Origin of the sequence: Streptomyces canus, assembly GCF_030815415.1 — a bacterium.
Taxonomy (GTDB): Bacteria; Actinomycetota; Actinomycetes; order Streptomycetales; family Streptomycetaceae; genus Streptomyces; species Streptomyces canus_F.
Genome location: NZ_JAUSWW010000001.1, coordinates 3,472,705 through 3,485,840, shown reverse-complemented (window position 1 = coordinate 3,485,840; position 13,136 = coordinate 3,472,705). Strand labels below are relative to the sequence as shown.

11 protein-coding genes are annotated in these 13,136 nt (G+C 69.5%); 6 read left to right on the top strand and 5 right to left on the bottom strand.

Annotation, left to right across the window (positions count from 1 at the left end):
- Positions 1 to 64: 64 nt before the first annotated feature.
- A complete protein-coding gene (locus tag QF037_RS15825; protein WP_307025731.1) occupies positions 65 to 1,039 on the top strand; it encodes a hypothetical protein in 975 nt (324 codons plus the stop codon).
- Positions 1,040 to 1,080: 41 nt separating this feature from the next.
- Here QF037_RS15825 and QF037_RS15820 read toward each other — a convergent pair whose 3' ends face one another.
- Positions 1,081 to 1,707, bottom strand: a complete 627-nt coding sequence (locus QF037_RS15820) for a TetR/AcrR family transcriptional regulator (protein WP_307025729.1) — start codon at positions 1,705 to 1,707, stop codon at positions 1,081 to 1,083.
- A 204-nt stretch (positions 1,708 to 1,911) separates the two neighbouring features.
- Between QF037_RS15820 and QF037_RS15815 the strand changes: the two genes are divergently transcribed.
- The 4 genes from QF037_RS15815 to QF037_RS15800 all read left to right on the top strand — a co-directional run bounded on the left by QF037_RS15815 (position 1,912) and on the right by QF037_RS15800 (position 6,167).
- Complete coding sequence (locus QF037_RS15815) at positions 1,912 to 2,892, top strand: tetratricopeptide repeat protein (protein WP_307025726.1); 981 nt, start codon at positions 1,912 to 1,914, stop codon at positions 2,890 to 2,892.
- Positions 2,893 to 3,556: 664 nt separating this feature from the next.
- Complete coding sequence (locus QF037_RS15810; RefSeq protein ID WP_307025724.1) at positions 3,557 to 4,192, top strand: DUF6230 family protein; 636 nt, start codon at positions 3,557 to 3,559, stop codon at positions 4,190 to 4,192.
- Between the two features lie 117 nt (positions 4,193 to 4,309).
- A complete protein-coding gene (locus tag QF037_RS15805) occupies positions 4,310 to 4,879 on the top strand; it encodes a DUF6114 domain-containing protein (protein ID WP_307025722.1) in 570 nt (189 codons plus the stop codon).
- Positions 4,869 to 6,167 carry a hypothetical protein gene (locus QF037_RS15800; RefSeq protein ID WP_307025721.1) on the top strand — a complete coding sequence of 433 codons (1,299 nt, stop codon included), beginning with the start codon at positions 4,869 to 4,871 and terminating at the stop codon, positions 6,165 to 6,167. Before QF037_RS15805 ends, QF037_RS15800 begins: the two co-directional genes overlap by 11 nt.
- Before the next feature lie 124 nt (positions 6,168 to 6,291).
- Here QF037_RS15800 and pyk read toward each other — a convergent pair whose 3' ends face one another.
- The 3 genes from pyk to pta form a co-directional block, all read right to left on the bottom strand.
- Positions 6,292 to 7,716, bottom strand: a complete 1,425-nt coding sequence (gene pyk, locus QF037_RS15795; protein ID WP_307025718.1) for a pyruvate kinase — start codon at positions 7,714 to 7,716, stop codon at positions 6,292 to 6,294.
- Positions 7,717 to 7,798: 82 nt separating this feature from the next.
- A complete protein-coding gene (locus QF037_RS15790; protein WP_307025717.1) occupies positions 7,799 to 9,022 on the bottom strand; it encodes an acetate kinase in 1,224 nt (407 codons plus the stop codon).
- On the bottom strand, positions 9,019 to 11,124 hold the full coding sequence (pta, locus tag QF037_RS15785; protein ID WP_307025715.1) for a phosphate acetyltransferase: 2,106 nt from the start codon (positions 11,122 to 11,124) through the stop codon (positions 9,019 to 9,021). The genes QF037_RS15790 and pta overlap by 4 nt, the downstream gene beginning before the upstream one ends.
- Before the next feature lie 182 nt (positions 11,125 to 11,306).
- On the opposite strand from pta, the gene QF037_RS15780 reads away from it, so the two are divergent.
- Positions 11,307 to 12,332 carry an ATP-dependent 6-phosphofructokinase gene (locus tag QF037_RS15780; RefSeq protein WP_307025713.1) on the top strand — a complete coding sequence of 342 codons (1,026 nt, stop codon included), beginning with the start codon at positions 11,307 to 11,309 and terminating at the stop codon, positions 12,330 to 12,332.
- Between the two features lie 47 nt (positions 12,333 to 12,379).
- Here QF037_RS15780 and QF037_RS15775 read toward each other — a convergent pair whose 3' ends face one another.
- Positions 12,380 to 13,093, bottom strand: coding sequence for a helix-turn-helix domain-containing protein (locus tag QF037_RS15775; RefSeq protein ID WP_307025711.1), 714 nt, complete (start codon positions 13,091 to 13,093; stop codon positions 12,380 to 12,382).
- Positions 13,094 to 13,136 lie beyond the last annotated feature (43 nt).

Sequence of the window (13,136 nt, the reverse complement as noted above, 5' to 3'; positions counted from 1 at the left end):
GCCCGCCACTCGCGCCCATTTCCACGGACGGGACGCCGTGTACGTCCAGAGAGGGGACGGTCGTATGACACACCGCCGGAAGGCGACAAGCGCAGCCTTCTCCGCCTGCGCCGTGGCGGCGGCTCTCGTGTTGACGGCGTGCAGCGACTCGGGCTCGGCCCCAGCGCCCACGCCGGAACTCGGCCCGGCCGAGCTCGCGTTGCTCACGCGTTCGGGTGGCCAGGCGCTGGACGAGGCCCGGCTCTTCCACGCCGAGACCGAACTCATCGCGGCATGCATGACCGCCAAGGGCTTCCCCTACCGAGTCGATGCGTTCGCCCCGGCCACAGGCTCCTACGAGGAGCGGGAGATCGGCTTGGACACCCGGCGCCGCGAAGGCTACGGGCTGTATGCGAGGTTCTCGACGGAGCGTGCCCGGAAGGCGGCGGACACCGACAGTCCGACCAACGACCAGTACGTGGCCCGGCTGCCGGCCAGGGAAGCGGACGCGTATCTGCGAGCTCTGCGCGGCACTCCGGGGGACCTGCGGGAGATCAGGTTCGGCGCGGGCAGCACCGTCACCTTCTCGGCCGTGGGTTGCGAGGCGGACAGCCGCAGACGGCTGTTCGGCGACCTGGACGGCTGGGCGGCGGCGATGCACATCCCGCAGAACCTCGACGCCTCGCTCACGGACCAGGTGACCCGCGCCCCCCGGTATACGGCCGCCCTGCGCGACTGGCGGACGTGCATGAGGGAGAAGGGACATCCCTACCCGACCCCCGAAGAGGCGAGCGAGCGTCTCAGCACCGAGTTCCGCAAGCGGGGCGCGACCGAGGAGTTGCGCCGACGGGAGATCGCGGTGGCGGTGGGAGACGGGGAGTGCGCCGCGCGGTTGCACATCCCGTCCACGGTGCTCTCGCTGCGCAAGCAGTACGCGGCCTCGCTGCCCGTCGCCGACAGGTCCAGGCTGCACAAGGTCGCCGAGATCTGGTCCAGGGCTGTGGCACGGGCCCGCGACGTCAGCCCGACTGTGCGGTCCCACTCCACAACAGACGGCTGAGGCGACGGACTCGGCCGCCCGCGCCGGGCGGCCTCTCGCACTTACCGGGGTCCGGCCGAGGTCAGGCCCAGGAGCAGGACGCGGGCGAAACCGCGCACCCACTCCTCGTCCGCCGGTTGCGCGCTGACCAGGGTGCGGTGCACCACCGTGCCGGCGACCATGTCGAAAATGAGGTCGATCGTGCGGGCGGCTTCCCCCGGATCGGATTCCGGGGGGAGCTCGCCGCGCGCCTCGGCGCGGGCGCGGCCCTCCAGGACCAGCCGCTTCTGGCGTTCGACGATCGAGCAGCGGATGCGCTCGCGCAGGGCCTCGTCGTGGATGGACTCGGCCACGACCGACATCAGACCGCTCTTCGCCTCCGGACGGGCCAGGATCGCGGCGTACTGCAGGACCACGCCCTCGATGTCGGCGGCGAGGGTGCCGCAGTCGGGGAGTTCCAGCTCGTCGAAGAGCTCCGCCACCGCGTCGACGACCAGTTCGTTCTTGCCCGCCCAGCGACGGTAGAGCGTCGTTTTCGCGACCCCCGCCCGGGCCGCCACGTCTCCCAGGGTGAGCTTGGACCAGCCCAGCTCCACCAGGGCCTCCCGGGTCGCCGCGAGGATCGCCGCGTCCGCGGTGGCGCTGCGGGGGCGTCCGGTGGCCCGCGGGGCGGGAGTGCGGCTCTGCATCCCATGACCATAACCGGCGGTTCCCGTGTGGCCGTGAGGGAGATCACCGGGCTCGGGTGGCCCCGAGGCACCCCGTGCCATTACGCTACGACCCGTAGCGAAACCACTGGCGTGGGGTGGGGACCCGGCGCTCGGCAGTACAGAAGCGGTACCGGCTTTCTCAACGCTTTTCACTTGCACGCGCGGACGGGGGAGGATAGACGCATGCAGCCACGGAACATGTCCATGAGCGGAGTCGTCGACCTCGCCGCGGTGAAGGCGGCCCAGGAGGCCAAGGAGAAGGCGGAGCAGGCGCGCGCCGCAGCGGCCCGGCAGGGCGGCGGCACCGCAGGCGTCTCGCCGGCCGATCTCGTCATCGACGTCGACGAGGCCGGATTCGAGCGGGACGTCCTGCAGCGCTCCACCGAGGTACCGGTCGTCATCGACTTCTGGGCCGAGTGGTGCGAGCCCTGCAAGCAGCTCAGCCCGGTGCTGGAGCAGCTCGTCGTCGAGTACAACGGGCGCCTCCTCCTCGCCAAGATCGACGTCGACGCCAACCAGATGCTGATGCAGCAGTTCGGGGTCCAGGGGATTCCCGCCGTCTTCGCGGTGGTGGCCGGACAGGCCCTGCCGCTCTTCCAGGGAGCCGCCGGCAAGGAGCAGATCCAGCAGACCCTGGACCAACTGGTGCAGGTCGCCGAGGAGCGCTTCGGGCTCACCGGGATCACGGTGGACCCCGACGCCCGGCCCGGTGTCGCACAGGCCGCCGCGCCCGCGACGCCGGTCGGGCCCTACGACGCGCTGCTCGAGGCCGCCGTACAGGCCCTGGACGCGGGGGACTTCGGCGGTGCGGTGCAGGCGTACAAGAACGTACTGAGCGACGACCCGGGCAACTCGGAGGCCAAACTGGGCCTCGCCCAGGCCGAGTTGCTCCAGCGGGTGCAGGGTCTGGACCCGCAGCAGGTCCGCAAGGACGCCGCCGAGAAGCCGGCCGATGTGCCGGCGCAGATCGCCGCCGCCGACCTGGATCTGGTGGGCGGACATGTGGATGACGCCTTCGGGCGGCTCATCGACACCGTGCGGCGCACGTTCGGTGACGACCGGGATGCCGTACGTGTACGGCTGTTGGAGCTCTTCGAGGTCGTCGGGGCCGATGACCCGCGGGTGATCGCGGCACGCCGGGCGCTGGCGCGGGCCCTGTTCTAGGGGAGGGGCGCCGACCGGGGCGGGAGCCCCGTTCTGACCAGTCCCTAAACACCCGGGCCTGTGGTGCCCGAGTGAAAGATTTGCCGACGGAGTGTCACTGCGGCCGCGCTTTACCAAATCTTGGTAATCGCGGCCGCTGTTACTGCAAGTAAGTTTTGGGCGTTGATCTGTCGGTTTCTGTCCGGCGATCAACAATTTTGTCCGGCCCCTGCGCGCCACCCTGAGTCGTCGGCCGAGACCAGCGGGTCGTTGTTCGGTTATCCGGCCGTTACTACCGAGTAACGAAGCCCCTTGTGCGGGCGGCGAGAATGCACCACGATCGGCGACGCTCGGTCCATTCCCCGCACCCCGACAGCCGGTCGGGCCCGCGGGAACTCCTGGGTCCCCACCGAGCAGAGCAGGCAGCAGTGGTGCCTGCTCTTGGGCAGGGGGGTCTTCGCCTTCCGGTGAAGCCTGTCCAGAAGGTTGTGCGTGATGTGCTCAGGCGCGACCAGTGGTTGTCGCTCGGGGGTGATCGCCGGTGATCGGTGCGCGGTTCGCGCCTCCGAGTACGGGCGCTCCCCTTCCCGAGGACGTAGCACTTCTCCCATCCCTGCCCGGCTGAGCCGTCATGTTCGACAGGGGCAGTCAGGGCCAGGAGATGTACGTCCGAGAAGGAGGAAATATGGAGTCCCAGGTGCGTGGCGGGACCAGATGGAAGCGGTTCGCCGTCGTGATGGTGCCCAGCGTGGCCGCCACGGCTGCGATAGGTGTCGCCCTCGCGCAGGGCGCTCTCGCCGCGTCGTTCAGTGTGTCGGGCCAGTCGTTCAAGGTCACCGCGGACAAGCTCGTCGGTACGGGTTTCTCCCAGTACGGTGCGCTTGACACGGGGTACACCCTCGACGGCAAGAAGACGGCTCACCCCGTCGCGGTCTCGGCGTTCAAGTCGGCCTCGATCACCGGCATGTGCCAGTCCGTGGTCACGCCGAACATCCCGGTCCTCGGTTCCGTCAGCCTGATCCTGAAGGCGGGCGGCGGCGGTACTCCCGTCCAGGCCGAGAACCTGTACATCGACGTCGAAGAGCTCGAGGCCGACGCGACGTTCGAGAACATCGACATCGGTGTGGCCGCCAAGGACGCCAGCAAGGGTCCGGGCATGAAGGGTGGCGGCGAGCAGGCCAACCCCTTCGGCTTCGCCCAGCAGGCCGACAAGGCCACGCTGACCGGCGTGAAGCAGACGGCGTGGGCCACCACCGCCGGAACCTTCAAGCTCAGCGGCCTCAAGATGTCGCTGTCGTCAGGTGTCAAGGAGTGCTACTAAGCACTCGCTGACGGGCGGGGGAGCCGGTGGCGCCCCCGCCCGTCCACTGTGAAGCGCGGTTCTTCACATGCCGTACAACTCACCACCACAGCAACGCCGCACCAGGGAGCTGTATCCATGAGCGCCGAGACTCCTGCCGTACCCGGCCACGATGAGCACTACATCCGGGTCATCAAGCGGAAGTTCCGCGCCTGGCGGGGCGACCGGCCGTTCTGGGCCGGCCTGTTCGTCCTTCTGGGCGGAATCCCCATCGCGTACTTCCCTTACGCACACCTCCAGATCGGTCACCTGACCCTCGCGATGGCCACCACCGCGGGCGCCGGGTCGCTGATCATCGGCGTGCTGCTGGTCGTCCTCGGCATCAGCCTCTGGTTCCAGAAGCACGTGCGCACCTTCGCGGGCGTGGCGGCGATCCTGCTGGCCCTGGTGTCCATCCCCGTGTCCAATCTCGGCGGCTTCCTCGTCGGCTTCCTCCTCTCCCTCATCGGCGGAGCGATGGCCGTGGCCTGGGTGCCGGGCGAGCCGCCCGTGCAGGAGCCGGGCCAGGGGGACACCGCGGGTGAGGGCAGCGCCCCCGGTGGTGCGGTTCCCACGCTCTCCAAGGACGCGTACGACGTCGGCGAGCCGAACGATCTGTCAGGAACGAGCCCGGCGAACGGGGCGAACGGGAGGCACAGTGCCGGCTGACGAGGTGACCCACGGGACCGATGTGGAGGGGTCCCGTGCGAGAACCGGGCCACGGCATGCGGCGCCCAAGAAGCCGCTGTTCACCCGCTTCCACATGCCCGCCGGCAAGGCGATAGCCCTGGCGGCGATGCCGACCGCGGTCCTCATGGGGATGGGGTTCACGCCGACGCTCGCCAACGCGGAGGACCAGCCCACCTCCAAGAGCCTGACGGCCGACGAGTACAAGGACTGTGTCGCGGCCCTGGAGGACGGCGCCTCGGCGTCCGCCTCACCGTCCCCGAGCGCCAGTGACTCCGGTTCCAAGGACGACGAGGCCGAGGCCACCCCTTCGGCGTCCGCGTCACCCACCGACTCGGGCAACGGCTCTTCGTCGGATTCAGGTTCCGACGACGAGGCCGAGCCCACGCCGTCGGCGTCCGCCAGTTCGTCCTCGGCGGGCTCCAACGACGCGCAGTCCGGTGCCACCGCCACGCCCTCGCCCTCGGCCTCCGAGAGCAGCGGGAACGTGCTGGAGGAGATCGGCGACGCCATCGAGGGCATCTTCACGGGCGGTGAGAGCGCCTCGCCGTCCGCGAGCGCCAGCCCGACGCCGTCCGCTTCGGCCTCGGAGAGCGCCTCCGACGACAGCAAGGACGACGACGCGTCCGACGCCGTCAAGGACACCACCGACAAGGTCGCCGACACGGTCGAGGACACCGCGAAGGACACGACCGACGCGGCGTCCAAGGCTGCCGAGGACACCACCAAGGCTGTCGAGAAGGCGGCCGAGGCGGCCACCGCCAGCCCGTCGCCGAGCTCCAGCACGGACGTCGACGACTGCCCGGTCGCCACCGACGCGGAGGGCGGCGTGGACAACGCCGTGCCGCTGCCGGCCGACCCCTGGTACCTGAACGCCAGCTCCCTGCTGCTGAAGGGCGCCGACTACAAGGGCATCGTCAAGGTGCGCACGGCCGACGGCACCGTCAAGGAGGTGCTGAAGTACGTCATCTCCGACGGCACCGACATCGGCGACCTGCACCAGACGGTGAAAGACGAGCAGTCCGGCAAGACCTACCACGTGCAGGCGGCCAAGGGCTCGACCTCCACGATCCGTGACGGCGACACGGTGATGTACACGGAGAGCATCTCCGGCAACCTGCTGGGGCTGATCCCGGTGACGTTCAGCCCGAAGAGCCCGCCGCCGCTGAACATCCCGCTGATCTACTTCACCAAGGTGACGGTCGTGCAGGCCGGCCAGTTCGGCGGCACCCTGCACGTGCCCGGGCTGCACAACTACACCACCGACTGAGCGCCCCCACAGGCCCGTTCGGGAGCCGCAACACGCCTGAGGGCGCCCCCTGATCCAGGGGGCGCCCTCAGCGCCGTACACAGGCCTTCTCGGCCGTCGGGGCCCCCGGAGGGGCCCCGGGGTCCTACTTGTGGCCGCCCAGGTGGTGGACGCGGAGCATGTTGGTGGTGCCGGGGATGCCGGGGGGCGAGCCGGCGGTGATGATGACGATCTCGCCCGGGTTGAAGCGGTTGATCTTGGCGATCTCCTGGTCGACCATGTCGACCATTTCGTCGGTGCTGTTCACGAACGGCACGACGTGCGACTCGACGCCCCAGCTGAGCGTCAGCTGGTTGCGGGTGCTCTCGTCGGTGGTGAAGGCGACGATCGGCTGGACCGCGCGGTAGCGCGACAGACGGCGGGCGGTGTCGCCGGACTGGGTGAACGCGACCAGTGCTCGGCCGCCGAGGAAGTCGGCGATCTCGCACGCGGCGCGGGCGATCGAACCGCCCTGCGTGCGCGGCTTCTTGCCGGGGACGAGCGGCTGCAGGCCCTTGCTGAGCAGCTCCTGCTCGGCCGCGCTGACGATCTTCGACATCGTCTTGACGGTCTCGATCGGGTAGGCGCCCACGCTCGACTCGGCGGACAGCATGACCGCGTCCGCGCCGTCCAGGATCGCGTTGGCCACGTCGGAGGCCTCGGCGCGGGTGGGACGGGAGTTGGTGATCATCGACTCCATCATCTGGGTCGCCACGATCACCGGCTTGGCGTTGCGGCGGCACAGCTCGATGAGGCGCTTCTGCACCATCGGGACCTTCTCGAGCGGGTATTCGACGGCGAGGTCACCACGGGCGACCATCACGGCGTCGAACGCCATCACGACGTCCTCCATGTTCTCCACCGCCTGCGGCTTCTCCACCTTGGCGATGACGGGGACCCGGCGGCCCTCCTCGTCCATCACCTTGTGGACGTCGGCCACGTCCTTGGCGTCGCGGACGAAGGACAGTGCGACCATGTCGCAGCCCATGCGCAGCGCGAAACGGAGGTCCTCGACGTCCTTCTCGGACAGCGCCGGGACGTTCACGGCCGCGCCGGGCAGGTTGATGCCCTTGTGGTCGGAGACGACACCGCCCTCGATGACGATCGCCTTGACCCGGGGGCCCTCGACGTCCAGGACCTTCAGCTCGACGTTGCCGTCGTTGATGAGGATCTGGTCGCCGCGCGAGACATCGCCCGGCAGGCCCTTGTAGGTGGTCCCGCAGATCTGCTTGTCACCCTGGACGTCCTCGGTCGTGATGACGAACTCGTCACCGCGCTCCAGCTCCACCGGGCCCTCGGCGAAGGTCTCCAGGCGGATCTTGGGGCCCTGAAGGTCGGCGAGGACACCGATGGCCCGGCCGGTCTCCTTGGCGGCGGCACGGACGCGGTCGTACCGCCCCTGGTGTTCGGCGTGCGTGCCGTGGCTGAAGTTGAAGCGGGCCACGTTCATGCCGGCTTCGATCAGGGACACGAGCATTTCGTGGGAGTCGACCGCGGGGCCGAGAGTACAGACGATTTTCGAACGGCGCATGGGGCGATCCTATCGGTTTGTTTCGCTACGGAATATTCCGTCTGGTGGAAGATACAAATGGGCGCCTATCTGCTCAGGCGTGTTACTGACGTGTATTACTTCCGACCAGCGCGTAGGTCTGTGTGGCGATCTCCAGTTCTTCGTCGGTGGGCACCACGGCCACGGCCACGCGTGCGTGCTCCGGGGAGATCAGCCGCGGCTCGTCGCTGCGTACGGCGTTGAGCCCGCTGTCCACCGCGAGGCCCAGCTCCTCCAGGCCCGCCACCGCAGCCTCCCGCACCGGGCTCGCGTTTTCCCCGACTCCCGCTGTGAAGGCGATGGCGTCCACCCGGCCGAGCACCGCGTAATAGGCGCCTATGTACTTCTTCAAACGGTGAATGTAGATGTCGAAGGCGAGTTGCGCCTGTTCGTCACCCTCGTCCACGCGGCGCCGGATCTCCCGCATGTCGTTGTCCCCGCACAGTCCGATCAAGCCGCTCTTCTTGTTGAGAAGAGTGTCGATCTCGTCCGTGGACATTCCGCCAACACGCATCAAATGGAAGATGACGGCCGGATCCACGTCTCCGGAGCGCGTACCCATCACGAGTCCCTCCAAAGGCGTCAGCCCCATGGAGGTGTCCACGCACCGGCCCTTCGCGACCGCGGAGGCCGAGGCCCCGTTGCCCAGGTGCAGCACGATGACGTTGACCTCCTCCGGCGCCTTGCCCAGCAGCTTCGCGGTCGCCCGGGCGACGTACGCGTGCGAGGTGCCGTGGAAGCCGTAGCGCCGGATGCGGTGCTCGTCGGCGGTGGCGGCGTCGATCGCGTACCGGGCGGCCGACTCCGGCATCGTCGTGTGGAAGGCGGTGTCGAAGACGGCGACCTGGGGCAGGTCGGGGCGCAGCGCCTGGGCGGTGCGGATGCCGGTGAGGTTGGCCGGGTTGTGCAGCGGGGCGACCGGGATCAGTCGCTCGATCTCGGCGAGTACGGCGTCGTCGATGACGGTGGGCGCGGTGAAGGACTGCCCGCCGTGCACGACCCGGTGGCCGATGGCGGCCAGCTCGGGGGAGTCGAGGCCGAGCCCGTCCTCGGCCAGTTCTTCCGCTACGGCCTTCAGGGCGGCCTCGTGGTCGGGGATCGGGCCGGTCCGCTCACGGGTGTCGCCCGTGGTGAGGGACGTGTGCTTGAGCCGGGAGGACTCCTCGCCGATGCGCTCGACGAGGCCCAAGGCCAGTCGGCTGCTGTCCTGCATGTCGAGCAGCTGGTACTTCACCGACGAGGAGCCGGAGTTGAGGACGAGGACACGGGTTCCGCGGGGCGAGCTCACTGCTGGGACGCCTTCTCGGTGGGGGACGGGGCGGGGGACTGGGCCTGGATCGCCGTGATGGCGACGGTGTTGACGATGTCCTGGACGAGCGCGCCCCGGGACAGGTCGTTGACCGGCTTGCGCAGACCCTGGAGCACCGGGCCGACGGCGATCGCGCCGGCCGAACGCTGCACGGCCTTGTAGGTGTTGTTGCCCGTGTTGAGGTCGGGGAAGATCAGGACCGTCGCCTGCCCGGCCACCTCGGACTCCGGCAGCTTGGTCGCCGCGACGGTGGGCTCGACGGCGGCGTCGTACTGGATCGGCCCCTCGATCCGCAGATCGGGCCGCCGCAGCCGTACCAGCTCGGTCGCCTCGCGCACCTTGTCGACGTCGGCGCCGGAGCCGGACGTACCCGTCGAGTACGACAGCATCGCGATCCGCGGGTCCACCCCGAACTGCCCGGCGGTCGCGGCCGCCTGGATGGCGATGTCGGCCAACTGCTCGGCGTTCGGGTCCGGGTTGACCGCGCAGTCGCCGTAGACGAGGACCCGGTCGGCGAGGCACATGAAGAAGACGGACGACACGATGTCGGCGTCCGGCTTGGTCTTGATGATCTCGAAGGCGGGCCGGATGGTCGCGGCGGTGGAGTGCACGGAGCCGGAGACCATGCCGTCGGCGAGCCCCTCCTGCACCATCAGCGTCCCGAAGTAGTTCACATCGGAGACGACGTCGTACGCCAGCTCCACCGTCACGCCCTTGTGGGCGCGCACGGTCGCGTACTTCTCGGCGAAGGAGTCGCGCAGCTCGCTGGTGGCCGGGTCGATCAGCTGGGCGTGGCCGAGGTCGATGCCGAGGTCGGCGGCCTTCTTGCGGATCTGGTCGACGGGGCCGAGCAGGGTGAGTTCACAGACCCCGCGGCGCAGCAGCACCTCGGCGGCGTGCAGGACGCGGGGCTCGGTGCCCTCGGGCAGCACGACGCGGCGCTTGTCGGAGCGGGCCTGCTCCAGGAGCTTGTGCTCGAACATCATCGGTGTGACGCGGTCGTTGCTCGGTGCCGAGACCCGCTTGAGCAGGTCGCCGCTGTCGATGTACCGCTCGAAGAGGCCGAGCGCGGTCTCCGCCTTGCGTGGCGTGGCCGCGTTCAACTTCCCTTCCAGGGAGAAGAGTTGCTCGGCGGTCGGGAAACTGTTGCCGGGCACCGAGAGCACCGGGGTGCCGGGGGCGAGGCGGGCGGCGAGGGTGAGGACGTCGTCGTTCGGCACCTCGCCCAGGGTGAGCAGCACACCGGCTATCGGCGGCGTGCCGGCGCTGTGCGCGGCGAGCGAGCCGACGACGAGGTCGGCGCGGTCGCCCGGGGTCACGACGAGACAGCCCGGGGTCAGGGCGCCGAGGAAGTTCGGCAGCATGGCGCCGCCGAAGACGAAGCCGAGCGCGTCCCGGGCGAGCCCCGAGTCGTCGCCGAGCAGCACCTTGGCGCCGAGGGACTGGCCGATCTGCGCGACGGTCGGCGCGGACAGGGCGGGCTCGTCGGGCACGACGTAGCAGGGCACGGGCAGCCGGGAGGAGTCGAGCCGCTCGGCGATGAGGTCCCGGTCCTCGCGGGCGACCCGGTTGGTGACCATGGCCAGGACGTCGCAGCCCAGGCCGTCGTAGGCGCGATACGCGTTTCGGGTCTCGGCGAGCACCGACTCGGCGGGCTGCTTGCGGCCGCCGACGACGGGGATGACGGACGCCCCGAACTCGTTGGCGAGCCGCGCGTTGAGCGAGAGCTCGTCGGGGAGCTGGGTGTCGGCGAAGTCCGTCCCGAGGACGAGGACGACGTCGTAGTCGCGCGCGACGAGGTGGAAGCGGTCGACGAGCGTCGAGACCAGCTCGTCCGTCCCCTGTTCGGCCTGGAGCGTGGACGCCTCGTGGTAGTCCATGCCGTAGACCGTCGTGGGGTCCTGTGAGAGGCGGTAGCGGGCACGCAGCAACTCGAACAGGCGATCGGGACTGTGGTGGACGAGGGGCCGGAAGACACCCACCCGGTCGACCTGCCGGGTCAGGAGTTCCATGACCCCCAGCTCGACGACCTGGCGGCCGTCGCCGCGGTCGATTCCGGTCACGTACACGCTGCGGGTCACGCGTGCTCTCCGTTCGAAAGAGGGGGCACAAAAATCGCCCACCGAGGTGAGCAGAACCCTCTTGACAATACCTCTCGCGCTGGATACGGCGCCCGTCAGGAGTGGAGGCGGCAGTGCGGTGTGGGACGTGAAACAATCGGACTGGCTCACCGGTATCAACAGCGAGCAGGAGACACAGCACGATGCGTATCGGAGTTCTCACCGCAGGCGGCGACTGTCCCGGCCTGAACGCAGTGATCCGGTCGGTCGTGCACCGAGCGGTCACGCAGTACGGCGATGAGGTGATCGGCTTCGAGGACGGCTACGCGGGCCTCCTGGACAGCCACTACCGCAGCCTCGACCTGGACGCGGTGAGCGGCATCCTGGCCCGCGGCGGCACGATCCTCGGCTCCTCCCGTCTGGAGCGCGACCGCCTGCGCGAGGCCTGTGAGAGCGCGCCCGACATCGCCCGTGACTTCGGTATCGACGCGCTGATCCCGATCGGCGGCGAGGGCACGCTGACGGCGGCGCGGATGCTGTCGGACGCGGGCCTCCCGGTCGTCGGCGTCCCGAAGACGATCGACAACGACATCTCCTCCACGGACCGGACCTTCGGTTTCGACACGGCGGTGGGGGTCGCCACGGAGGCGATGGACCGCCTCAAGACGACGGCCGAGTCGCACCAGCGGGTGATGGTCGTCGAGGTCATGGGCCGCCACGCGGGCTGGATCGCCCTGGAGTCCGGCATGGCCGCCGGCGCCCACGGCATCTGTCTCCCCGAGCGCCCCTTCGACCCGGCCGACCTGGTCAAGCTGGTCGAGGAGCGCTTCTCCCGCGGCAAGAAGTTCGCGGTCATCTGCGTCGCCGAGGGCGCGCACCCCGCCGAGGGCTCCATGGACTACGGCAAGGGCGACATCGACCAGTTCGGCCACGAGCGCTTCCAGGGCATCGGTACGGCGCTGGCGTACGAGCTGGAGCGACGGCTCGGCAAGGAGGCCAAGCCGGTCATCCTGGGCCACGTCCAGCGAGGTGGCGTACCGACGGCGTACGACCGCGTCCTGGCCACCCGCTTCGGGTGGCACGCGGTGGAGGCCGCGCACCGGGGTGAGTTCGGGCGGATGACGGCGCTGCGCGGGACGGACATCGTGATGGTGCCGCTCGCGGAGGCGGTGACCGAGTTGAAGACGGTGCCCAAGGACCGGATGGACGAGGCGGAGTCGGTCTTCTAGCCCGCGTTCACCCACCCCGCGCGCCGAGCCCGTGTTCGCCGGGCCCGCTATCCCGTGACCTTCTGGACGTTCGTCCAGAAGGTGTCGACGATCCGGTCGAGGAAGTCTCGGCCCGAGTGGCTCGAATCGCCTGCCGCGCTGCCTTCTCCCCAGCTCAGCGTGGCGACCATCTGCCGCTGGTACTCCTGGTGCAGCTCCTGGAGGACGTCCTCCAGGAGCCGCCGGTCCAGGGGCACGATCTTGCTCACGGGACGGACGTACGCCTGCCAGCGCGTGGTGACGGCGCTGCGGAGATGCTCGGTCAGCCGTGGCTCGCGGCCCGTGACGGTGACGAAGTCCGGCAGAGTCAGGTCCAGCACCTCGGCGAGGACGGCGGACTGGCGGTCGTTGCCCCGCCAGTCGTTGTTCTCCTCCATGCTCAGATAGGCGAGGAGTTCGAACCCCAGGGCATGGGCGACGTCCTCGGGGGCCAGGCCGCGTCTGATCCGGTGCTCGCGCAGGGTGCGCGGCCTGCCGATGAGTTCGCCGGCCGAACACCACAACACGCCCGCGAGAGCGGTGAGTTCGGGGCTGGTGGGGTTTGTCGTGCCCCGTTCCCACGCGATGACGAGGTCCGGGGTGACGTAGGGCAGCCCGTAGGAGGCCCGCATGCCGTAGGCGACATGTTCGGGGCCCATGTTCAGGGCGGCACGGAGGCGACGGGCGGCGGGGGCGTTGAAGGGAGGGCCTGGCTGGTTCGGAAGGGCTGGGGGTCGGCGCACGGGGCACAACGTAGGGGCGTTGGGCTCCGGTTACTACGGTCTG

What these genes read in the sequence shown, in the direction of transcription:
- QF037_RS15825 (WP_307025731.1), top strand. Translation starts at nt 65, where the DNA reads ATGACACACCGCCGGAAGGCGACAAGCGCAGCCTTCTCCGCCTGCGCC.
- QF037_RS15820 (WP_307025729.1), bottom strand. Translation starts at nt 1,707, where the DNA reads ATGCAGAGCCGCACTCCCGCCCCGCGGGCCACCGGACGCCCCCGCAGC.
- QF037_RS15815 (WP_307025726.1), top strand. Translation starts at nt 1,912, where the DNA reads ATGCAGCCACGGAACATGTCCATGAGCGGAGTCGTCGACCTCGCCGCG.
- QF037_RS15810 (WP_307025724.1), top strand. Translation starts at nt 3,557, where the DNA reads ATGGAGTCCCAGGTGCGTGGCGGGACCAGATGGAAGCGGTTCGCCGTC.
- QF037_RS15805 (WP_307025722.1), top strand. Translation starts at nt 4,310, where the DNA reads ATGAGCGCCGAGACTCCTGCCGTACCCGGCCACGATGAGCACTACATC.
- pyk (WP_307025718.1), bottom strand. Translation starts at nt 7,716, where the DNA reads ATGCGCCGTTCGAAAATCGTCTGTACTCTCGGCCCCGCGGTCGACTCC.
- QF037_RS15780 (WP_307025713.1), top strand. Translation starts at nt 11,307, where the DNA reads ATGCGTATCGGAGTTCTCACCGCAGGCGGCGACTGTCCCGGCCTGAAC.